This is a genomic window from Rhodoferax sp. EU05-FHT12H12 (genome assembly GCF_058791215.1).
This window is the reverse complement of record NZ_JBYTDI010000001.1, coordinates 316,021-338,422: the sequence shown is the minus strand read 5'-3', so window position 1 is coordinate 338,422 and position 22,402 is coordinate 316,021. Positions and strand designations below refer to the sequence as shown.

Annotated in this window: 20 protein-coding genes; 5 read left to right on the top strand and 15 right to left on the bottom strand. The window is 64.7% G+C overall.

Annotation, left to right across the window (positions count from 1 at the left end; genetic code table 11):
* Nucleotides 1–10 precede the first annotated feature (10 nt).
* Nucleotides 11–541, top strand: a complete 531-nt coding sequence (locus AC3WS7_RS01575) for a hypothetical protein (RefSeq protein ID WP_492655142.1) — start codon at nt 11–13, stop codon at nt 539–541.
* Nucleotides 542–561: 20 nt separating this feature from the next.
* Here AC3WS7_RS01575 and cobF read toward each other — a convergent pair whose 3' ends face one another.
* The 4 genes from cobF to cbiE are packed head-to-tail and all read right to left on the bottom strand — an operon-like array spanning nt 562 to nt 3,683.
* Nucleotides 562–1,320: a precorrin-6A synthase (deacetylating) gene (cobF, locus tag AC3WS7_RS01570; protein ID WP_492655141.1), complete on the bottom strand. Its 759-nt coding sequence runs from the start codon at nt 1,318–1,320 to the stop codon at nt 562–564.
* Entirely contained in the window at nt 1,317–2,105 is a 789-nt protein-coding gene (gene cobM / locus AC3WS7_RS01565) for a precorrin-4 C(11)-methyltransferase (protein WP_492655140.1), read from the bottom strand. Before cobM ends, cobF begins: the two co-directional genes overlap by 4 nt.
* Nucleotides 2,102–2,491 (bottom strand): cobalamin biosynthesis protein, encoded by a 390-nt coding sequence (locus AC3WS7_RS01560; RefSeq protein WP_492655139.1) that lies wholly within the window; start codon nt 2,489–2,491, stop codon nt 2,102–2,104. The genes cobM and AC3WS7_RS01560 overlap by 4 nt, the downstream gene beginning before the upstream one ends.
* A gap of 10 nt (nt 2,492–2,501) precedes the next feature.
* Complete coding sequence (cbiE, locus tag AC3WS7_RS01555) at nt 2,502–3,683, bottom strand: precorrin-6y C5,15-methyltransferase (decarboxylating) subunit CbiE (RefSeq protein ID WP_492655138.1); 1,182 nt, start codon at nt 3,681–3,683, stop codon at nt 2,502–2,504.
* Here cbiE and AC3WS7_RS01550 point away from each other — a divergent pair.
* Entirely contained in the window at nt 3,682–4,449 is a 768-nt protein-coding gene (locus AC3WS7_RS01550) for a cobalt-precorrin-6A reductase (protein WP_492655553.1), read from the top strand. The genes cbiE and AC3WS7_RS01550 overlap by 2 nt on opposite strands.
* On the opposite strand, the gene cobJ is transcribed toward AC3WS7_RS01550, so the two are convergent.
* From cobJ to hrpA, 5 genes are read right to left on the bottom strand one after another with little or no spacing between them, the layout of a single operon-like run.
* Nucleotides 4,410–5,159 (bottom strand): precorrin-3B C(17)-methyltransferase, encoded by a 750-nt coding sequence (gene cobJ / locus AC3WS7_RS01545; protein WP_492655137.1) that lies wholly within the window; start codon nt 5,157–5,159, stop codon nt 4,410–4,412. The two genes, AC3WS7_RS01550 and cobJ, sit on opposite strands and share 40 nt — an antisense overlap.
* Nucleotides 5,156–5,887: a precorrin-2 C(20)-methyltransferase gene (locus tag AC3WS7_RS01540; protein ID WP_492655136.1), complete on the bottom strand. Its 732-nt coding sequence runs from the start codon at nt 5,885–5,887 to the stop codon at nt 5,156–5,158. Before AC3WS7_RS01540 ends, cobJ begins: the two co-directional genes overlap by 4 nt.
* Nucleotides 5,887–6,519 carry a precorrin-8X methylmutase gene (locus AC3WS7_RS01535; protein ID WP_492655135.1) on the bottom strand — a complete coding sequence of 211 codons (633 nt, stop codon included), beginning with the start codon at nt 6,517–6,519 and terminating at the stop codon, nt 5,887–5,889. Before AC3WS7_RS01535 ends, AC3WS7_RS01540 begins: the two co-directional genes overlap by 1 nt.
* A complete protein-coding gene (gene cobG / locus AC3WS7_RS01530; protein ID WP_492655134.1) occupies nt 6,503–7,681 on the bottom strand; it encodes a precorrin-3B synthase in 1,179 nt (392 codons plus the stop codon). The genes AC3WS7_RS01535 and cobG overlap by 17 nt, the downstream gene beginning before the upstream one ends.
* A 3-nt stretch (nt 7,682–7,684) precedes the next feature.
* A complete protein-coding gene (gene hrpA / locus AC3WS7_RS01525; protein WP_492655133.1) occupies nt 7,685–11,761 on the bottom strand; it encodes an ATP-dependent RNA helicase HrpA in 4,077 nt (1,358 codons plus the stop codon).
* Between the two features lie 73 nt (nt 11,762–11,834).
* On the opposite strand from hrpA, the gene argA reads away from it, so the two are divergent.
* The gene (gene argA, locus AC3WS7_RS01520) at nt 11,835–13,181 is read left to right on the top strand and encodes an amino-acid N-acetyltransferase (protein WP_296465851.1); all 1,347 of its coding nucleotides are present in this window, start codon (nt 11,835–11,837) and stop codon (nt 13,179–13,181) included.
* A gap of 456 nt (nt 13,182–13,637) precedes the next feature.
* On the opposite strand, the gene AC3WS7_RS01515 is transcribed toward argA, so the two are convergent.
* Nucleotides 13,638–15,191, bottom strand: coding sequence for a methyl-accepting chemotaxis protein (locus AC3WS7_RS01515; protein ID WP_492655132.1), 1,554 nt, complete (start codon nt 15,189–15,191; stop codon nt 13,638–13,640).
* Nucleotides 15,192–15,304: 113 nt separating this feature from the next.
* Complete coding sequence (locus AC3WS7_RS01510; protein WP_492655552.1) at nt 15,305–15,796, bottom strand: disulfide bond formation protein B; 492 nt, start codon at nt 15,794–15,796, stop codon at nt 15,305–15,307.
* 172 nt (nt 15,797–15,968) lie between these two features.
* Between AC3WS7_RS01510 and AC3WS7_RS01505 the strand changes: the two genes are divergently transcribed.
* A complete protein-coding gene (locus AC3WS7_RS01505; RefSeq protein ID WP_087493783.1) occupies nt 15,969–16,241 on the top strand; it encodes an oxidative damage protection protein in 273 nt (90 codons plus the stop codon).
* An 8-nt stretch (nt 16,242–16,249) separates the two neighbouring features.
* Nucleotides 16,250–17,989, top strand: coding sequence for an FAD-dependent oxidoreductase (locus tag AC3WS7_RS01500; protein ID WP_492655131.1), 1,740 nt, complete (start codon nt 16,250–16,252; stop codon nt 17,987–17,989).
* On the opposite strand, the gene AC3WS7_RS01495 is transcribed toward AC3WS7_RS01500, so the two are convergent.
* Genes AC3WS7_RS01495 through AC3WS7_RS01480 form a run of 4 tightly spaced genes read right to left on the bottom strand, consistent with a single transcriptional unit; the run spans nt 17,986 to nt 22,359 of the window.
* Entirely contained in the window at nt 17,986–18,723 is a 738-nt protein-coding gene (locus AC3WS7_RS01495) for a hypothetical protein (RefSeq protein ID WP_492655130.1), read from the bottom strand. The genes AC3WS7_RS01500 and AC3WS7_RS01495 overlap by 4 nt on opposite strands.
* 12 nt (nt 18,724–18,735) lie before the next feature.
* Nucleotides 18,736–19,704 carry an ABC transporter permease gene (locus AC3WS7_RS01490; protein WP_296465838.1) on the bottom strand — a complete coding sequence of 323 codons (969 nt, stop codon included), beginning with the start codon at nt 19,702–19,704 and terminating at the stop codon, nt 18,736–18,738.
* Nucleotides 19,697–20,812 carry an ABC transporter permease gene (locus tag AC3WS7_RS01485; RefSeq protein ID WP_296465836.1) on the bottom strand — a complete coding sequence of 372 codons (1,116 nt, stop codon included), beginning with the start codon at nt 20,810–20,812 and terminating at the stop codon, nt 19,697–19,699. Before AC3WS7_RS01485 ends, AC3WS7_RS01490 begins: the two co-directional genes overlap by 8 nt.
* On the bottom strand, nt 20,809–22,359 hold the full coding sequence (locus AC3WS7_RS01480) for an ABC transporter ATP-binding protein (protein WP_492655129.1): 1,551 nt from the start codon (nt 22,357–22,359) through the stop codon (nt 20,809–20,811). Before AC3WS7_RS01480 ends, AC3WS7_RS01485 begins: the two co-directional genes overlap by 4 nt.
* Between the last annotated feature and the right edge of the window lie 43 nt (nt 22,360–22,402).

Here is a 22,402-nt window from a genome sequence, read left to right as displayed (position 1 = left end):
GAGGCGAGCCATGCAACTTCAAAAAACTGACAAGGCACGTGCGGAATTGCAAAGCGGAAGCCGCACGCTGGGCCAGCGCGAGCGCGCCCTGCTGATCCTGGCCGATGGCAAAACCACGGTGGGCGCGGTGAACCATCTGTTCAATGGCCAAGCCCAAATTCTGGCCCACCAGCTCATTGCAACGGGCTACCTGGTCGGCATCAACCTGGAGCGCCCCAGCCCCCTGCGCACAGAAGTCGCACCCACAGCGCCAGTGCCTGCCTCCACGGCGGCACCCGCGCACGCCGCAGACAACTTTGAGGGGAAACGTTCGCTGGCCACCACGCGCATGTTTTTGTTCGACATCTGCGAACGCATGTTTGTGCGTCGTGCCCCCGGGCAGGCCGAAGCCTTCCGCGAGGCGCTGCGCAACGCCAAGGACCGCGAATCGATGCTGGCCGCAGCACGCGACATGATTGCGGCCGTGGAAACCATTGCCGGCGCCGAGCGGGCCGACTCCATCAGCGAGCGCATCGCCATGCTCCTGCCGCCCGAGTCCTGAGCAGGCAGGGCTGTCGTTGCTCACCCTGCGTGCTTGCGCAGCAAGTAGGTGTCCATGATCCAGCCGTGTGCCGCGCGTGCCACCTCGCGTTGCGCCACGATCTGTGCGCCCACCTCGCCCAGGGGGCCGCTGATGCAGAGCTGGTTGGGCATGCCCAGATAAGCCCCCCACCAGATATGGATGCCCGCGGGCGCCAACTGCTGAAACGCACATTGGCCGTCCAGCATCACGGCCACGGTGCAGGCATCCGCGGGCCAGCCATGGTCGCGCAGCCTGCGGCCGGTGGTGATGGTGACCGGAGCATTGATCTCATTCAAGGCCATGGCATGGGCGGCGGTGAGCGCCTGCAGCGCCGTGATGCCCGGCACCACCGATACCCGCAACGGCAGTTGCGCCGCCAGACGCTCGGCAATACGCAAGGTGCTGTCGTACAAGGATGGGTCGCCCCACACCAGCAGCGCCAAGCGCCCGCCCTGGGGCAGATGGGCCCGGATATGCGCCAGCCACACCTGTGCAATGGCATCGTGCCAGCGGTTCACGCCGCCCTGGTAGTCGGGGTCGGCACTGTCGCGCACCGGCATGTCAAAGCCCAGCACGCGTGTGGCCGGGTTGGTGATCAGCTGCGCGCACAGGCTGGCGCGCACATCGGCCAGGTCGGCCTTGTCCGCGCCCTTGTGGGGCAGCAAGATCAGGTCCGCCGCGTTCAGTGCGGCCACGCCCTGGCGGGTGATGTGGTCCGGGTTGCCGGTGCCCATGCCCACCAGGCAAAGTTCGATCATGGCGTGTCGCCCTCTGGAAAACGGGGGGTGGTGCCCACGGGGCGGTAGCGCCGGTCGTAGTCACCGGCGTACAGACGGCTGGTGGCAAAGTCCTGCGCGCCCAGGGTACGGCCCACCAGAATGATCGCGGTGCGCTCCATGCCCTCACCCACCACGGCTTCCACGGTGGCCAAGGTAGCGCGCACCACGCGCTCGTCGGGCCAGCTGGCGCGCCAGACCACGGCCACCGGGCAATCCGCGCCGTAGTGGGGGGTCAGCTCTTGCACCACGCGGGCCAGCACATGGATGGACAGGTGGATCGCCAGCACCGCCCCGGTCTGTGCGAAGTTGTGCAGGGATTCACTGTCCGGCATGGCCGAGGCGCGCCCCGAGGTGCGGGTCAGCACCACCGACTGGCACAGGCCCGGCAAGGTCAGCTCGGCCTCCAGCGTGGCGGCCGCCGCTGCAAACGCAGGCACGCCCGGTGTGACGGTGTAGGGAATGCCCTCCTCCCGCAAGCAGCGCAGCTGCTCGCCCATGGCGGACCAGACCGACAGATCGCCCGAATGCAGGCGCGCCACGTCTTGCCCCGCGGCATGCGCAGCGCGGATCTCGTCGATGATCTGCTCCAGCGACAGGGGTGCCGTGTTGACGATGCGGGCACCGGCCGGGCAATGCGCCAAAACGCCCTCGGGCACCAGAGAGCCCGCATACAAACACACGGGGCTGGCAGCAATCAGGTCGCGGCCGCGCAGGGTCAGCAGGTCGGGGGCGCCGGGACCGGCGCCAATAAAGTGAACAGTCATGGGAAGGTATTTTCAGGGAGGACAAACGCGATGGCCGCAGTGGCCAGGCGATCCGGGGACACGCAGCGCGGCCCCCGCAGTTGCGCACCGCGGCCTGCGGCCGCCAATGCAGAAGATTCGGCCAGGCTGCCCTGGCCATAACGTGCAGGCACATGGGCACTGCTGTGGGACGGCTGCGCGTGCAAAGCCTCGGCAGGAATGGCCAGCACCGGCAACCCCCACTCGGCGGCAAACTGCACAAACGCCGGCGCGGCCACCTTGTCCCAGGCCGTGGCCAGCGCGGTCAGGGTGATGGGCGCATCCGATTGCGCCAACGCTGCTTGCAAGGCGCCCCGCAAAGAGTCTGCCGTTGCGGCTTCACGAAACCCGAAGCCTGCCACGCTCATGCCAGCCCCTTCACAGCCGGATGCTCCACTGCACCACAGGGCGGCTGGGCTGCCAGCCGCGCATGCGCCCCAGCGGCGCGGCATGTGCCAGCTCGATGCGCAGCAGCGCACCGCCGTGCAGCGCGTGCAGTTGCAGCAGTGCCGACTCGGTCTCCAGCGTCACGGCATTGACCACCAGGCGGCAGCCTTGGGGAGCGGCCGCGCGCAGTGCTTCAAACAGCGGCAGGTCAAATCCGCCACCCACAAACACCGCATCGGGCCGGGGCAGGTTCTGCAGGGTCTGCATGGCCGCCCCATGCACCACCACGAGCGCTGCGGCCACGCCAAAGTGCTGGGCATTGGCCTGGACATGGGCCACCCGCTCCGCATGCTGCTCCACGGCGCTGGCTGTGCCACCGGCCAGGCACCATTCCACGGCAATCGAGCCGGAGCCCGCGCCCAGGTCCCACAGGTGTTCACCCTGGCGTGGCGCCAGCGCGGCCAACGTGATGGCGCGCACGGGTGATTTGGTGATCTGGCCATCGTGGGCAAAGTCGGCGTCGGGCCGCCCGGGCGTGCGCGCCATGCCGCTCAGGCCAGCCACTTCTACGGCGATGGCCACCGGTGCGACGACGTCTGCGAAGTCGCAAGACCGTGCCCTAGCCTCACGCACACGCTCACGCGGGCCACCCAAAGCCTCCAGCACCCAGACGCGGGAATCGCCCGCGCCCTGCGCTGTCAGCCACTGCGCATAGCCTGCGACCGCCGCACCATCGCGCAGCAGGCACAGCAGCCGCTGGCCCGTATGGAGCGTCTGCCGGGTGGTCGCAAAGGGCGTGGCGTGCAACCCAAAACAATGTATGGTTTCCAGCGCCCAGCCCAAGCGAGCCGCTGCCCAGGCAAAGCTGCTGGGTGCGGGAAACGCCTGCCATTCGCCGGGGCCCAGGTGCTTGGCCAGGCTGCCACCAGCGCCAAACCAAAACGGGTCGCCCGAGGCCAGCACCACCGTGGGCTGGCCGCGCAGCGCCAGCACAGGCGCGATGTCAAACGGCACTGGCCAGGCAATGCCACGCGCTCCCGCTTGCGCCAAGGCCAGATGCCTGGGGCCGCCGACCACATGCCGTGCGTTCGCCAGGGCCGAGCGGCTACCATCCGACAGACCATGCAGCCCATCCTCCCCCATGCCAATGATTGAAAGCCAAGGTTCAGCCATACCGCGGGTTCTCGTGTTGGGCGGCACCACCGAAGCCAGCCGACTGGCCCAGGCCTTGGCCGATGCGCAGGTGGACGCCATTTTTTCGTACGCAGGCCGCACCGAATCGCCGCTGCCCCAGCCGCTGCCCCTGCGGGTCGGCGGCTTTGGTGGTGTGGACGGTTTGTGTGCCTGGTTGCAGGACCAGCACATCAGCCATGTGGTGGACGCCACCCACCCCTTCGCAGCCCAGATGAGCCGCAACGCCGTGGCCGCCTGTGCGGTTACTGGCATTCCACTGTTGGCGCTGGAGCGCCCCGCTTGGCAGGCCCAGGCGGGTGACCGTTGGCAACACGTGCCCGATATCGCGTCCGCCGCACAGGCTTTGCCCCATGCGCCGTCCCGCATCTTCCTGGCGATTGGCCGACAGCATGTAGAGCCATTTCTGGCCCTTCAACAACACTGGTTTTTGCTGCGCCTGGTGGACGCCGCGGTGGCGTTGCCGCCCGAGCGCGGGCACATCGTGCTGGCACGGGGCCCCTTCACCGTAGCCGCCGACACGGCGTTGTTGCAGCAGCACCACATCACCCATGTGGTAGCCAAAAATTCGGGCGGCAGTGGCGCCGAGGCCAAGCTCAGCGCCGCCCGTGCCCTGGGCCTGCCCGTCATCCTGATCGACCGTCCGGCCATTCCGCCACGCCCCACCACAGGCCGCGTAGACGAGGTGCTGGCGTGGATTGCGGCCCCTCATGGCAGCACCGGCGTGGCCACTGAACGCGGCGTGTAAACAAAGCGGCCGACCTGCCGGGTCGCACTGTTGCCCACGATGACAACCGTGCGCATGTCCGCCATGTCGGCACGCGCCTGCGCCAGGGTGACGGTGGTCATGCGCTCCTCGGGCGTACTCACCGCCCGGGCAAAGGTAATGAGCCGGTCCGGGCCACACGTCTCCAGTAACACGGCGAGGATGCGCACAAACGTATCCGGGCGGCTGGCGGAGCGCGGGTTGTAAAAGGCCATCGCAAAGTCGGCACCGGCCGCCACGCGCACGCGGGCTTCGATCAGGCTGGCGGGCTTCAGGTTGTCGCTGAGGTTGATGGCACAAAAGTCGTGGCCCAGTGGCGCACCGGCCTTGGCCGCAGCGGCCAGCATGGCGGTAATGCCGGGCAACACCCGGATATCCAGCGCCTGCCAGTGCGCCTGGCCTTCCAGTGCTTCAAACACGGCGGCCGCCATGGCAAACACGCCGGGGTCGCCCGACGACACCACCACCACCTTATGGCCCGCGGCCGCCATCTGCAGGGCCGCACGGGCCCGGTCCATCTCCACCCGGTTGTCCGAGGCATGCAAGGCGAGCCCCGGCCGCGGCGCAATACGCGCCACGTAGGGGATGTAGCCCACGATATCGGTCGCTTCGGCCAGCGCATCGCGCACTTCGGGCGTCACCAACTGCTCGTCACCCGGCCCCAGGCCGGCAATACACAGCCAGCCGCTCATTCCTGCACCTCCGGGCGCCGGCCCTGGCCGTGCACCAGCACGATGGCGAAGTACGGGCAGTCATTGCCATCCACCTCGGCCAGTGGCAGCACACGCTGGCCCGGCATGGTGCCGCGCTCCACCAGCCAGGCCTGCTGCAGCCGACCGGTGGCCTGCAGTGCCCGGCGCACGCGGGGCAGGTTGCGCCCGGTTTTCATGATGACCAGCGCGTCGGCCGATTGCATGTGCCGCTCCAGCTCGGCGTCGGGCAAGGTCCCCATGAGCACGGTCATCACGTCATCACCCCAGGTCATGGGGGTTTGCGTGGCCGACCAGCAACCCACCATGCCGGGAATGCCGGGGATGACATCGACCTGGGCGCGGCCCTGCAGGCGGGTGTAGAGGTGCATGAAGGAGCCGTAGAAAAACGGGTCCCCCTCGCACAGCACCAGCACGTCCTGCGTCTGCGCCAGCGTGGCCAGGCGCTCGGCCCAGTCGTCGTAAAAGGTGGCCAGGCAGTGGATGTACTCGGGGCTGTCAAAGGGCAGCTCGGTGGTCACCGGGTACTCCATGGGGTACTCCACGGCGTGTGGTGCCAGCATGCCTTCCACCATGCGCCGGGCCTGGCCGGGGCGCCCTTTTTTGCGGAAATAGGCCACATGCCCGGCGCTGCGGATGGCGCGGTCCGAGCGCACGCTCATCAGATCGGGGTCGCCAGGCCCCAGGCCGGCACAGACAATGTGGCCCATCAAATCTCCCTCCGGCTGGCCAGCGCATTGATGGCCGCCACGGTGATGGCCGAACCGCCCAGCCGGCCGCTCACCACCATGGAGGGCACGGGTGGCGCCGCCATCAGCGCCGCCTTGGATTCGGCGGCGCCCACAAAACCCACCGGGCAGGCAATGATGGCCGCAGGCTTGGGACAGTCGGGGTCTTGCAGCAGGTTCAGCAGGTGAAACAGCGCGGTAGGCGCATTACCAATGGCCACCACGGCCCCGGCCAGATGCGGGCGCCACAGCTCCACCGCGGCAGCGCTGCGGGTGGTACCCAGGGTCTGCGCCAGTGCACGCACCTCGGGCGCCTGCAAGGTGCAGATCACCGCGTTGTCCGCAGGCAGGCGACTGCGGGTAATGCCTTCGCTCACCATGCGCACGTCACACAAAATGGGGGCGCCAGCCTCCAGTGCGGCCCGGGTAGCCAAGGCCATGCCGGGGGTGAAGTGGATGTGCGACTCCAGACCCACCATGCCCGCCGCGTGCACCATGCGCACCGCGGCCATTTCTTCCACGGAGTCAAAGCGGGCCAGGTCGGCCTCGGCGCGGATGATGGCAAAGGACTGCCGGTAGATGGCCTCGCCATCGGTTTCATAAAGGTGTCGCATGCGCTCGTTCTTGTAGCTGGGTGGCCAGTGCCGCCGGGGTCAGCCCCACCGAGTCGGGAGGGGACGCGGCGTTGCCGTGGTGAATCAGGTTGTACCCGGTGGCGGTGGCCACCACGGTCAGTGTTGGTGCGGGGTGGGCGCAGCCCTTGCTGCAGCCCGATACATGGAGCGTCTGGCCGGCAGGCAGGACGTCTGCCAGCCTGCGGGCCAAGGCACGGGTGACGCCCGCCGCCTGCCCGCAGCCCGGCGCACCGGTGCAGGCGCTGATGCGCAAACGGGTGTCGTCGCTGCGGGTGATGAGCTCTGGCTGCGCAGGCAGGCTCTGCACGCCTTCCATCAGCAGGCTGCGCCAGGGTGTCAGGCGCAGCGAGGCTATTTCAGCCAAGGCGGCCAGCGTGGCCACAGGCAACTGCCCAAACTCCAGCGCAACCAGATAGCCCAGGGGAACGCGCCCCAGTGGCGGCTGGTAAACGGCAACCGGTGGCACGGGCGTGGTGGTGAAGCACGCGGGCAGCGCGCGGCTGGCGAGCAGCGCCGCCATGCGCCGATGTGGGCCTGCCAGCCCGCCCGCCTGCACAAACCATTGCGCCAGTTCCATGGCCAGGGCTACGGCCTCCCCCGCTGGCGCCCACGCACCGGCAGCGCTGCCGTCGGCATAGACCAAAAAACCGGAGCCATGGCGCTCAATGCGAATATCAGCCGAGCTGGCACGCAGCACAGGCGTCGCACCGCTGTCCAGTGCAAAACCAAATTTGCCGGGCAAGTCCGGGGCCTGCGGGCTGGCCAGCGCCTGGGCCAAGGCTTCGGCCAATTCGGTGCTGCCGTCGCCCGCCTGCCAGAACGGCGCCAGCATCAGGTTGCGGCGCGACTCCGTGTGTACATCGGCGTCCACCAGGCCCAGCGCCTGCAGGCCGGCCAGCAGCGGCGGGTAGTTGGCCTCCGTGATGCCGCGCAATTGCAGGTTCGCCCGGCTGGTCAGCTCCACGGTGTGCAGCGCATAGCGGGCTGCCAGTGCCGCAATGCCCGCCGCCTGCGCCTGCGTGAGCCGCCCCAAGGGCGGCCGCACGCGCAGCACCCAGCCGTCCTCGGCCCGCATGGGCCGCAGGGCACCGGGGCACCAGCCCTGGATGCGCGGAGACGGGGATGGCAGTTCAGGCGTCATGGCTTAGCCAATCTGGGCCCAGGCCTTGTCCAGCCGCTTCACGCTCACCGGCTGCGGCGTGCGCAGCTCCTGGGCAAAAAAGCTCACGCGCAACTCTTCCAGCAACCAGCGGAATTCGGCCATGCGCTCGTCCACCGCACCCTTGCGCTCGGCCACCAGGCGCCAGTAGCGTTGTTCCTGCGGGCGCAACTCGCTCAGACGGGCTGTGTCACGGGCCGGGTCGGCGCGGTACTTGTCCAGCCGCAGTGTGATGGCCTTGAGATAACGGGCCAGGTGCTGCAAGCGGTCCCAGGGTGTGGCCTGCAAAAACTTCTTGGGGATCAGGCGGTTGAGCTGCTGCTGGACATCGCCAGTAGCATCCGGCGCGTTCTTGGTGTCCTTGATCTTGCGCGCCGCAGCCGCATACTCCAACAAGATGACCGCCGCCATGCGGGCCACCTCGTTGGCAATCAAGGTCAGGCGCCCGCGCCCTTCTTCGATGCGGCGCTTGAAGGCAAACTCGTCGGTCGGCAACGGGTCCAGCAAAAAGGCGCGGTCCAGCGCTACCGCGATGATTTGCTCGCGCAGCTCTTCAATCGTGCCGCCGCCGCTGCCGTTGTCGGCCTTGCCCACGTTCATGTAGCTCACCGCCATCTTCTGCAGGTCGGGGATGTTCTTTTCCAGGTACTTGAGTGCGTCCTTGATCTGGATGGCAAACAGGCGGCGCAGGCCGGCGCGGTGTTTGGCGGCGGCCACCTCGGGTTCGTCAAACACTTCCACCGTGACTGCATCGCCTGCATCAATGAGTGCGGGGAAGCCAATTAGCGTTTGGCCGCCCTTGCGGATTTCCAGCAGCTCGGGCAGCTCGCCAAAGGTCCAGGCGGTAAAGCGGCCGTCCAAAATGCTGGGCTTTGCTACATTTTCGGTAGCTGCTCGCGCAGATTTGGCGGGGGCTGGGAGCCGATTCGGCAGCACATTCTGCTCCGTGTCCTCCGCCCGCTGTGCGGGCTCCCCCTTTACCTGCGCAGAACGCACTGCCGAACCAGCTCCCGGCAACGCGTTTTGCGCCAGCTTGAGCGAGGCCAGCGCCTGAAACGCCCCACGCGCCTGGCTACCCAGCTCCGCCTTCAGCGCACCCAGATTACGCCCTTGCCCCATCTGCCGCCCATGCTCGTCCACCACGCGGAAGTTCATGAAGAAATGTGGACTCAGCATGTCGACCTTGATATCGGCCTTCACGATGTCCAACGAGGTGGCGTCGCGCACCAGCTTCAGCACCGCCTCCACCAGCCCACCGGAGCCAAACTTCTCGACTGCATTCAGCGCCTCGGCAAACTTGGCGGCGGTGTCGGGCAGCGGCACCAGCCGGCTGCGCGGGCGCTGGTGCAGGGTTTTGAGCAGCGCCTGCACCTTGTCCTTGAGCATGCCGGGCACCAGCCATTCGCAGCGCTCGTCATTCACCTGGTTCAGCACAAACAGTGGCAAGGTCACGGTCAGGCCATCGCGCGCGTCGCCGGGTTCGTGCAGGTAGGTGGCCGCGCAGTCCACACCGCCCAGGCGGATCGTCTTGGGAAAGGACGCGGTGGTGATACCCGCCGCCTCATGGCGCATCAGCTCTTCGCGCGTCAGCTTCAGCAGGTCGGGCTGCTTCTTCACTTCTTCGCGGTACCAGCGCTCAAAGCTGTAGCCGCTGCAGACGTCGGCGGGCAATTGCTGGTCGTAAAAGGCGTAGATCAGCTCATCATCCACCAGCACGTCCTGCCTGCGCGCCTTGTGCTCCAGGTCTTCCACCTGTTTGATGAGTTTCTGGTTCGCGGCCAGGAAGGGCAGTGTGGTTTCCCACTCCTTGCCCACCAGCGCCTCGCGGATAAAGATGTCACGCGCACCGTGCAGGTCCACGCGGCCGTAGTTCACCTTGCGCCCGCTGTAGACCACGATGCCATACAGCGTGGCCCGCTCCAGCGCCACTACCTCGGCCGCTTTCTTTTCCCAGTGCGGATCGAGCAGTTGCTTCTTGAGCAAATGTCCGCCCACATTTTCGAGCCACTGTGGCTCGATATGGGCGATGCCGCGGCTAAACAGGCGCGTGGTTTCCACTAGCTCAGACGCCACGATCCACTTGCCGGGCTTTTTGGTCAGGTGGGCGCCAGGGTGGGCGAAGAACTTGATGCTGCGCGCGCCCAGGTACTCGCCGTTCTGCCCTTCTTCGAGCTTGCAGCCGATGTTGCCCAGCAGGCCGGACAGCATGGACAGGTGCAACTGCTCGTAGCTGGCGGGCTTGGTATTCAGGCGCCATTTGTGCTCGGCCACCACGGTGTGCAGCTGGCTGTGAATATCCTTCCACTCTCGCACGCGGCGGATGTTGACGAAGTTCTGGCGCAGCAGCTGTTCATACTGGCGGTTGGACAACTTGTGCGTATTGGTGGTCGCTGGGAGTTGGGAGCGGTGGGCGCCCTGCTCCGTGTCCCCCGCCCGCTTTGCGGGATCCTCCTTGACCTGCGCAGAACGCCCACCGCTCCCAACTCCCGGGTGTACCGGCGCGCTACCACCCCGCGCGTCATGGATCCACTTCCACAACTTCAGGTAGCCGGTGAACTCGCTCTTTTCGTCGTCAAACTTCACATGTGCCGCATCCGCCTGCTGCTGCGCCTCCATGGGCCGGTCGCGCACATCCTGCACGCTCAACGCCGACGCAATCACCAGCGCCTCATCCAGCGCCTCGCGTGAACGGGCCTCCAGCAACATACGCCCCACGCGCGGGTCCAGCGGCAGGCGACTCAGCTCCTGCCCCAGCGGCGTCAACTCATTGGCATCGTCCACCGCACCCAGTTCATTGAGCAACTGGTAGCCATCGGCAATCGCGCGGCCACTGGGTCGCTCCAGAAACGGAAAGTCTTCCACGATGCCCAGATGCAGCGACTTCATCCGCAGAATGACGCCCGCCAAGGAAGACCGCAGGATTTCAGGATCGGTAAAACGCGGCCTGCCGTCAAAGTCTTTCTGGTCGTACAGACGAATACAGATGCCGTTCGCCACGCGGCCGCAACGCCCCGCGCGCTGGTTGGCCGAACTTTGGCTGATGGGTTCCACCAGCAGCTGCTCCACTTTGCTACGGAAACTGTAGCGCTTGATGCGCGCGGTACCTGCGTCAATGACGTATCTTGTGCCAGGCACGGTCAGCGAGGTTTCGGCCACGTTGGTCGCCAGCACAATGCGCCGGCCCGTGTGGCCATCAAAAATACGGTCCTGCTCGGCGGGACTCAGGCGCGCAAACAGGGGCAACACCTCGGCGTTGCGCATCACCGGCTGGTGGCTCAGGTGCTTGCGCAGGTGGTCGGCGGCCTCGCGGATTTCGCGCTCGCCGGGCAGGAACACCAAGATGTCGCCCTGGTTGTGTGGGTCGCGCCAGAGCTCGTCCACGCCATCGGCAATGGCGTTGTTCATGTCGTACTCGCGCGACTCTTCAAACGGCCGGTAGCGCTGCTCCACCGGGAACATGCGGCCAGACACCATGATGACGGGCGCCGGGCCCTTGCTGGACTTGAAATGGTCCGCAAAGCGCTGCGCGTCGATCGTGGCGGAGGTGACGATGATTTTCAGGTCCGGGCGGCGCGGCAGAATCTGGCGCAGGTAGCCCAGTAGAAAGTCGATGTTCAGCGAACGCTCGTGTGCTTCGTCAATGATGAGGGTGTCGTAGGCGTTGAGCAGCGGGTCGGTCTGCGTCTCGGCCAGCAAGATACCGTCGGTCATCAGCTTCACAGAGGCGTCTTTGCTCAAACGGTCCTGGAACCGCACCTTGAAGCCCACCACATCGCCCAGTGGCGTCTTCAATTCCTCGGCAATGCGCTTGGCCACGCTGGAGGCGGCGATACGCCTTGGCTGGGTGTGCCCAATCAGCTTGCCACGCTGGCCTTCAGGGTAGTTGAGCTTGCCCCGGCCCATGGCCAGCGCGATTTTTGGGAGCTGCGTGGTCTTGCCCGAACCGGTTTCCCCGCAGACGATGACCACCTGGTGCGCCGCAATGGCCTCCATGATTTCGTCGCGTTTGCCCGACACCGGGAGCGACTCTGGGAATTCGATTTGCAAGGGGCTGGCAGTCAAGGGCAGGTCTTCGTAGAGAATTGCGGATTATCCCCGCCCCGCCCCCCATTTATCTGACTGCCACCGCCCCGCAATGACCTCTGTCTTCAACTTCACCTTCGTTCCCTGGTTCCGGTCGGTCGCGCCCTACATTCACAAGTTCCGCAACCAGACCTTTGTGGTGGGTATTGCGGGCGAGGCGATTGCCGCTGGCAAGCTACACAGCCTGGCACAAGACCTGGCCATGATCCAGAGCATGGGGGTGAAGATTGTGCTGGTGCACGGCTTTCGCCCGCAGGTGAACGAACAACTCAAAGCCAAGGGCCACACGCCGAAATACAGCCACGGTATCCGTATTACCGACGAGGTGGCACTGGACTGCGCCCAGGAAGCTGCGGGCCAGCTGCGTTACGAGATTGAAGCCGCGTTCAGCCAGGGCCTGCCCAACACCCCCATGGCCGATTCCACGGTGCGCGTGATTTCTGGCAATTTCATCACCGCGCGCCCGGTCGGCATCGTCGATGGTGTGGACTTCCAGCACAGCGGCCTGGTGCGCAAGGTGGACATTGCCGGCATCACCAAGACGCTGGACATGGGCGCCATGGTGCTGCTGTCGCCGTTTGGCTTCTCGCCCACCGGTGAGGCGTTTAACCTGGCCATGGAAGAAGTTGCGACCAGCGTCGCCACGGCGCTGCAGGCCGACAAGCTGATCTTTTTGACCGAAGTGCCCGGCGTGCGCATGGACCCGACCCTGCCCGCCAGCGAAGACAACCCCATTGATACCGAGCTGCCCCTGGCCGCGGCCGAAAAATTGCTCAAAGCCCTGCCCGCCGCCAACCAGCCGACCGACGTGGCCTTTTACCTGCAGCACTGCGTGAAGGCCTGCAAGGCCGGCGTGGAACGCAGCCACATCATCCCGTTTGCGGTGGATGGCGCGATATTGCTAGAGGTGTATGTGCACGACGGCATTGGCACCATGGTGGTGGACGAAAAGCTGGAGAGCCTGCGCGAGGCCACCGAAGAGGACGTGGGCGGCATCCTGCAACTGATTGAACCGTTTGAGCGCGACGGCACGCTGGTCAAGCGCAGCCGCACCGAAATCGAGCGCGACGCGGGCAACTACACCATCATCGAGCACGACGGCGTGATCTTCGCCTGCGCGGCGCTCTACCCCTACCCCGAAGCCAAAACTGCCGAGATGGCGGCGCTGACGGTGTCGCCCGATGTACAGGGCCAGGGTGACGGTGAACGTGTGTTGAAACGTGTGGAGCAGCGTGCCAAGGCCGCCGGGTTGGATAGCATTTTTGTGCTGACCACGCGCACCATGCACTGGTTCATCAAGCGCGGTTTTGTGCAGGTGGACCCGGACTGGTTGCCCGAAGCCCGCAAGCGCAAGTACAACTGGGACCGCAAGAGCCAGGTGCTGGTCAAGAAGCTCTAGGCGTTTGTTTTTTGGGCTCTTTAGCCCGGCTGCACCGTTTTTTGAACACCCACTCCCCCAAGCCCCTCGCCCCGTCGGCGAGGGGAGCCTTGAACAGCCGATTTGATGGCTGTGCTCCAAATACGGAATCAATTCAGTGAGGTTGCCACCGCGACTTCGCGCCACGGCCAGTGCCAACGGTTGTGGGACTTCGAACATGTTGGCGCTCCCCCACTGGCGGGCGCAGCCGCCAGCATTGAACAACCCATCTCTGCGAGGTCACCCCCAACGCAGGCGCGGGCCGTGGTGCGCCAGCACAGTTCTAAAGCACCGCCAGTAGCCGCTTAGCCGGCGACAAAAAACAAAATATGGCTGTTAAAAGCTCCCCTCGCCGACGGGGCGAGGGGCTTGGGGGAGTGGGTGTTAAAAAAGCGGTGCAGCCCAACAAGCAAATGAGGCAAAAAAGCGTGCCCCAACCTAGAGCTTGAACACCGCCACCGTCTTCACCAGATCCTGCGCCTGAGACCGCAGGCTGGAGGCCGCCGCCGCCATTTCCTCCACCAGCGCCGCGTTTTGCTGCGTGGCCTGGTCCATCTGCGAAACAGCCTCACCCACCTGCGCCACCCCGGCACTCTGCTCGGAGCTGGCCGCGCTGATCTCGCCCATGATGTCGGTGACTCGGCGGATGCTGCTAACCACCTCGGTCATCGTGCTGCCAGCCTGATCCACCAGCACAGAGCCCTGCTCCACGCGCTGCACGCTGTCGCTGATGAGGTTCTTGATTTCTTTGGCAGCATCGGCGCTACGGCCGGCCAAGGACCGCACCTCACTGGCTACCACGGCAAAGCCCCGGCCCTGCTCGCCGGCGCGTGCAGCCTCTACGGCAGCATTCAACGCAAGGATATTGGTCTGGAAGGCAATGCCGTCGATCACACTGATGATGTCGGCAATCTTGCGCGAGCTGTCGTTGATGCCCTTCATGGTGTTGACCACCTGGGCCACCACCTCGCCCCCCTGCATCGCCACCACCGAGGCACTCTGCGCCAGTTGGTTGGCTTGGCTGGCATTGTCGGCGTTTTGCCGTACCGTGGAACCCAGCTCTTCCATGGAAGCGGCCGTCTCTTCCAGCGCACTGGCCTGCGACTCCGTTCGAGAAGACAAATCCTGGTTACCCTGGGCGATCTCGGCACTGGCCGTCGCCACCGACTCGCTGCCCTCGCGCACCTGGGCCACGATGCGGGCCATGTTGTCGCGCATCCCCTTAATGCCATGCATGACGCTGGAGTCATCATCAGGTTTGAGCGGAATCTCCACATTCAATTCGCCCTGAGCCATGCGGTGGGTGATGGCATTGGCCACACCAGGCTCACCACCCAGCTGCTTGGCAATGCTGCGCGTGATGATTACCCCGACCCCCAGCAGTACCGCGGCCAGCACCAGTGCGGCCACACCAGACTGCACGGCCCGACTCATGATGGCGGCGTCCACCGTGTCCACATACACCCCGGAGCCCACAATCCATCCCCAAGGGGCAAACCCCTTGACGTGGGACACCTTGAGCACAGGTTTGTCACTACCCGGCTTGGGCCAGAGGTAGGGTACATCGCCAGCGCCCTTGGCCTTGACCACGTCCACAAAAGCCACGAAGAGGGGTTTGCCCGTGGGATCCTTGTTTTCTGCCAGGTCTTTGCCATCCAGCTCGGGGCGGATCGGGTGCATCACCATCTTGGGCTGCATGTCGTTGATCCAGAAATATTCGGAGCCGCCGTAGCGCAGGGCCTTGAGGGCGGCAATGGCGGCTGTCTTGGCCTCGTCTTCGCTCAACTTACCCTTGGTGGACAGGTCATGGAAATGCGCTACCACTCCATGCGCCACCTCGACCGCATGTCGCACGCTGGTTTGGCGCTCCTGCAACAACATGTTGCGCTCTGAGACCATGAAATAGGTCAGCAAAATGACCAGACCCAGAAGCGCACTGACGGTCAGTAAGCCAAGTCGCCGGGCGACTGAATACGACGCGAGCTGGAACATGGCGGGTCTCCTGTATTTCTTCTGCAAAAGCCCGCCCTGAGCGGACTAGAAAGATACTAGTCACTTTGCGCAGGCAAGTGCAGAGGAAAACCCGAAGTGAAAACCCGCAGCGTTCAGCGTCGGCGGGCGATGCGCCAGGTCATCAGGCTGCCAAAAACCGCAAAGCCGACAAAACACAGGAAAGACCAGTTGGCGATGGTGCCGCCCAGAAAGGTCCAGTCGATCTTGCTGCAATCGCCACCGCCACGGAAGATCATGGGCAGTGCGCGTTTGAGCGGAAAGGTTTCGATCATGCCGTAGAGGTCGCGCCCACAGGACACCACCTCAGGCGGGTACCACTGCAACCAGCTTTGGCGGGCCGCCACATACGCCCCGGCCACCGCAAACACCGTCAACAGCAACGCACCGGTGATTTGCAAGCCTTTTCGGCCACTAGCCCCCGCCAATGCTGCGCCAACAGCTACCAAAATGAGAGCATATCGCTGCACGATGCACATCGGGCAAGGCTCCAGGCCCACCACATGCTGCAGGTACATGCCAAACGCCAGCATGGCCACGCAGGCCAACACCACCCCACCAAACACGCGTCGCGGCGCGTTGTCCATCCAGTTGAAAACCAAATTCAAAATCAATTCCTCGTTCTGTTGCGCGGCCGACGGGCGGCGTTACGGGTTGGTGCCATGCACATCGCCGAAGTTCCCCGGTCTGCAGGGGCTTGGGCCAAAGCGAATAAGATGCGGCCTTCGTTTTCACACCATCGACTAAAAGGTTTTCCCCATGGCACGCACCGTCAACTGTATCAAGCTGGGCAAAGAGGCTGAAGGCCTGGATTTTGCGCCCTACCCTGGTGAGCTGGGCAAGCGCATCTGGGAGAGCGTGAGCAAGGAAGCCTGGGCCGCCTGGCTCAAGCACCAGACCATGCTGGTCAACGAAAACCGCCTGAACCTGGCCGACGCGCGCGCGCGCCAGTACCTGGCCCGCCAGATGGAAAACCACTTTTTCGGCGACGGCGCTGACGCCGCCCAGGGCTACGTTCCCCCCAGCGCCTGAGGCCAGGCATGGACGACGCAGGCACCCTGCCCCAACGCCTGCTTGCGTCTTGCGCACTCCCCCAGGCCTGGGCCGACCGCCCGGCCTGGGCGGTGTTGGACACCGACTTTGCGACCCTCACCCCATTTTTGCACTGCTGGCACACCTGGCAGACTGACACGCAGCGCCCGCGCATGCTGCATTACGTGGGCCTGCTGGCGCCCGCCCAGGCGCAGCAGCTGTCTGTGCTCGCCCGGCAAGCCGCCCAAAACACGCCCCAATGGCGCCCCCTGGCCGATGCACTGGGTGCCGCCTGCGCGGATCTGGGACCAGGCCAACACCGCATCCTGCTCGCACAGGGCCAGCTCTCGCTTACCCTGTGCGTAGGGGACGCCGCTGCGCTTCTGGCCGAGCAGCAATTCCTGGCCCACACCCTGTGGGGGTGCGGCGCCAACATCGCCTGGGACAAGTGGAGCATCAAGGCCCTGGCGCGCTGCAGCCAACGTGGTGCGCGGTTGGTGCTGGACAACGCAGCACCAGAGACCCACGCATGGCTGGCAGAGGCAGGGTATGTGGACGTGCGGCCGGATGGCCATGGCCTGCAAGGACGTTTTGAACCGCACTGGTCTTTGGGTGCACGCGACCAGAGCCCCCCCACCATCGCCCCACAGCGTTGCACGGTGCTGGGTGCCGGCATCTCCGGTGCCAGTGTGGCTTACGCACTGGCAAGGCGCGGCTGGCAGGTCACGGTGTTGGACCAACATGCGGCGGCGGCGGGCGGCGCCTCCGGACTGCCAGCGGGCTTGGTCGTGCCCCATGTATCGGCGGACGACAGCCCCCGCTCCCGCATGTCACGTGTAGGCGCGCGACTCATGCTGCAACATGCAGCGGCCCTGTTGCAGGATGGCACCGACTGGCACGCCAGTGGGGTGCAGGAGCAAGACCTGGAACACAGCACCACCCGCTGGCACCCGCAAGGCGCCTGGATACGCCCCACCCGTCTGGTAGAGGCCTGGCTGCGCCACCCCGGCATTCGCTGCCTGTTTGAAGCCCGTATTACCGGTTTGCAACAGCACCACGGTGTGTGGCAGTTGATCGGCCCGGAGGGCGGTATCCGGGCGGAATCGGAGCTGCTCGTGTTGGCCAATGCCACCGGTTGCGTGCCTCTGATGATGGACCCTGCGCATGTGCATTTTTTGGGCGAGGGATTGGCACAACGGCTGGAGTTTCTGCACGCGGTGCACGGCACGGTGAGTTACGCCATACACGCCACCCTGCCCCTGGCCGCCCACTGGCCCCAACATCCGGTCAACGGCCATGGCAACTTTTTGCCACAAGTGCCGCTGGACGGCGGGTCGGCATGGCTGGCAGGCTCCACATTTGAGCCAGACCGTATTCCCGAAGTGGTGGGCCACCGTCTGGCGCCACTGGCTGAGCAGCACCGGGCCAATGCCCAGCGCCTGGGCGAATTGCTGCCGACCGTGGGGGCGGATGTGGCACCTGCATTTGCACGCCATGAAGTCCTCCATTGGTCCGCCACCCGGTGCGTGACCCACGATCGATTGCCGTGGGTCGGCGCACTCAGCGATGCACCCGATGGGGGGACACCTTCGCTCTGGATTCACGCCGGCATGGGAGCGAGGGGGTTGACGTTTTCGGCACTCGGGGCCGAGTTGCTGGTCGCCCGCTTGTGTGGTGAGCCCTGGCCCCTGGAAAGCAGCCTGGCGCGCAGCCTGGATGTGCGCCGCCCCAAGCGCAAGCGCAGTTAGACTTTCTGTAGCATGCCAATCACTTGCATGGGATTGAACGGAATCTCCAGCAGGCCCATGCAGCCCATGCGCTCGGCCAGATTGGCGGTTTTCCAGCTCGCATTGGTGGACACCCCCACCACGCTGCGCACCGGCTTTTCCAGATCCTGCAAATGTTTCACCAGCATCCAGGGGTCGATGGCATCGTCGTTCACGTACACCAGCACCAGATCGTAGGGGCGGGCCTTCACGCTGTCATCCAGTTGGGCCGCAGTTTGTACCTCGTCCACCGCGGTAATGCCGGCCAGCGCCAAACGTGCACGCAGGTACAGACGCGCCTCCAGGGGCAGACCCGCCAACAGGGCCAGCTTGACCCCCGGCGGCAAAGGCGCAGCCGGTGGGTCCTCCTGGCTGATGTCGATATCCACATCCACCGCAGACACAAACAGCTCATCCAAGAGCCCCACCATGGCGGCCCAATCGACCGGTCGCGGCACGGTGCGCCACGCCAGCGTAGGAGCCTCTGCGCCCACACAGATCATTTTCAAGTTGGGGTTGAAACTGGGTGACACGAGCTCCAGGCCAGCCTCGTAACTGTCAACATCGATCAGGGCGACCTGGGCCGGACCGGCGGCATCCGGCGTCCAAAGGTGGTAATTGGGCCCTTCCCGTCCGGAAAGACGAAACAGGGTGTTGAGCGAATGCCGCTCAACATCACTGAACCCCACCACCTTGACCAATACCGTTGCTGCCATGTTGCCCCGAGTCTAGCGCTCCTTGGTATAGGGCTTGCCCAAGGCCTGGGGCGCTACCGCTTTGCCGATAAAACCCGCCAACAGGATAACTGTGAGCAGGTAAGGCAGTGCCTGGATGAACTGCACCGGCACCTCACCCATCCCCGGCACCCGCACGCCTTGCAGGCGAATGGCAGCAGCATCCAGAAAACCAAACAACAGGCAGGCCCAGAATGCCCCCACAGGATGCCAGCGCCCGAAAATCAGCGCAGCCAGTGCCATGAAGCCACGGCCCGCGGTCATATTGGCCGAGAAGTTGGCACTTTGCGCCAGCACCAAGTAACCACCCGCCAAGCCACACAAAATGCCATTGAGCGTCAGCGCGCTGTAGCGCAAGCGCGCCACAGACACACCCGCGGCATCGACCATCTGGGGATTCTCTCCCACAGCCCGCAGACGCAAACCAAAGCGGGTGCGGAACAGCAGCCACCACGTAGCAGGCACCAGCGCGAACGCCAGGTACACCAGCGCGTTATGGCTCAGCAAGCCCACACCAATGAAGTTGCCCACCACAGGAATGGTTTGCACTGACGCTTGCAAGGCCGGGAACAGCGGCTGGATGCGCACCACATCGCTCACCGGCGGGGTTTGCCCCCCCTGCTCAAACCAGGCTATCCCCAGCACCACCGTCATACCCGCCGCAATGATGTTGATGGCCACGCCAGACACCACCTGGTCGCCTTTGTGGCTCACACAGGCCAAGCCGTGCATCCACGACAGGGCCGTAGACACCAGAATGCCAACCAACAAGGCCAGCGCCGTAGATTGGTACACCGCCCCACACGCACCAGCCGCAAAGGCTGCAAACAGCATCTTGCCTTCCAGACCAATGTCCACCACGCCCGAGCGCTCGGACAACAAACCGGCCAAGGCGCACAGCACCAGCGGGGTCGACACCCGCAGCGTGGATGCCAGCATGGCGTAAATCAGGGAATCATCCATGGCGCACTCCCACCTTGAACACACGCACCAGCACCCAACCCAGGCGCGGCGCAATCACATAGGCCATGGCCCCGGAAAACAGCACGATAAAACCTTGCACCATCACTACCATTTCCCGGCTAAAGCCGGTCACCTCAAATGCCACTTCGGCACCGCCCTGGAACAAGGCACCAAACAGCACGCTGGCAAACACAATGCCCACCGGATGGTTGCGCCCCATCAGCGCCACCGCGATACCAGTGAAGCCCGCACCACTCACAAACTCCAGCAGCAAACGACCGTTCACCCCGGCAATTTCGTTCATGCCCACCAGGCCCGCCAATCCGCCCGAAATGGCCATGGCGATCATGACCTGGTGGCGTGAACGGATACCTGCATATTCGGCCGCGCTGGCACTGGACCCCACGGCCCGCAGGTGGTAGCCGGCGCGTGTGCGCCACAAAAACAGATAAATGAGCAACGCTGCGCCCAAGGCCAGAAACAGGCTCACGTTCAAGGGCGAAGCAGACCATTCAATACCCAGCCACGCCAAGACTTCGTGCATGGACGGCAGCTTGGCCGAGTCGGCAAAGGCCGCACTCTCTACCGACATGGAGCCCGAGGGCCGCAGGTGATTCACCAACAGGTAGACCAACACACTGCTGGCAATGAAGTTGAACATGATGGTGGTGATCACCACATGGCTGCCGCGGTAGGCCTGTAAATACGCGGGCACCGCCGCCCAGGCCGCTCCAAACAAGGCACCAGACAGCACCATGAGTGGCAGCATGATCCACGCTGGCAGTGCGTGCGACAACCACAACGCGACCAGGCCCACACCCAGGCCCCCCAGAATGGCCTGCCCCTCACCACCGATGTTGAACAGCCCGCCATGGAAAGCCACGGCCACCGCCAGCCCGGTGAAGATGAAGGTGGTGGCGTAATACAAGGTGTAGCTGATGCCGCGCTGGGTGCCAAAAGCGCCGTGGATCAGCACTGAAATGACCTCCGCCGGGTCTTGCCCCACCAAGGCCACGACACCGGCAGCAGCCAGCAATGCCACCATGAGGCACACGGCCGGCAATAGCACCAGATCAGCCCAGCGCGGCAAGGAGTAAGACGCGCTCATTGCCCACCTCCGGTCATCAGCAAGCCCAAACCAGCCTCGGTGCAGTCGGCGATCGCCAACTCCCCGGTGACCCGCCCTTGGTTCATCACAATCACCCTGTCCGACAACGCCAAAATTTCATCCAGTTCGCTGGACACCACCAGCACCGCACAGCCCGCATCGCGCATGGCGCGCAACTGGCTGTAAATAAATTCAATCGCTCCAATGTCCACGCCTCGCGTGGGTTGCCCCACCAGCAGCACCTTGGGCGCCTGTCCAATCTCGCGCGCCAGCACCAGCTTTTGCTGGTTGCCGCCCGAGAACTTGCTGCTGACCAACTCCGGGTCGCGCGGGCGCACATCAAAACGCTCCATCATGCGGGCCGTGGCCTGGCGCATGCGGCCATGCGCCATCCAGCCGAGGGAGGCATATTCGGGCAGGCTGTCGTAGCCCAACACGGCCGACTCCCAGGCCACAAAGTCCATCACCATGGCGCGTGCATGCCGGTCTTCGGGCACATGGGCCAGGCCCAGGGCCCGCGCGGTGCGCGGGTCCAGCCAGCGGGCAACACTGAATGTGTGCCCCCCCAATTGCAGGCTGCCCTCTTGCGGTGCCAGCAAACCCGACAACACGTCGAGCAGCTCGCTTTGGCCATTGCCGGACACACCCGCCACACCCACTATCTCTCCAGCGCGCAACTGCAGGTTCAGGCCATGCAGGCGCACCACCTGCATCCCATCGCACACCTTCACATTTTGGGCATCCAGCAGCACCTCGCCCACGGGGCGTGCCTGCTGGTCCAAGCGGCCCATCTGCACTTTGCGGCCCACCATGGCTTCGGCCAGCGTTTCAATCGAAGCTTGTGCAATCGGCAGCTCCTGCACCACGCGGCCGCCACGCATCACGGTCACCTGGTCACACAGGCCCATGACTTCTTTCAGTTTGTGGGTGATCAGCAAAATGGTGGTGTCCTGCTCACGCAGCACGCGCAGCACCTTGAACAAATGTTCGGTTTCCTGGGGCGTCAGCACGGCCGTAGGTTCGTCTAGGATCAGCACCTTGGCACCGCGGTACAGCGCCTTCAATATCTCCAGGCGCTGGCGGTCACCCACCGGCAAATCGCTCACCAAGGCGTCCAGCTTGACCAGCAGACCGGTGGCCTGCATCAGGCTTTCCAGTTTGCTGCGCACCGTGGCATCGGCCTTTTGCAGCAGCCAATGGGGCTCGGCGCCCAGCATCACATTCTCCAGGGCGGTCAAGGTGTCGACCAGCATAAAGTGCTGGTGCACCATGCCAATACCCTGTGCAATGGCATCGTCTGCATTGCGAATCGTCACGCGGCGGCCAGCCACATCCACCGTACCGCTATCGGCCTGGTAGAAGCCATACAAAATCGACATCAAGGTGCTTTTTCCTGCACCGTTTTCGCCCACGATGCCATGCACCGTTCCCATGGCGACGCGCAACTCGACATCGGCGTTGGCGGCCACCGCACCAAAGCGTTTGTTGATGCCTTGCATGTGAATGGCCCAGGGTCCATCACGGGGGCTCAAGCTATCTGCACTCAAATCCTGCTCCTCTTGGGGGCTCTTGCAATGAAGTGAAAAGCCC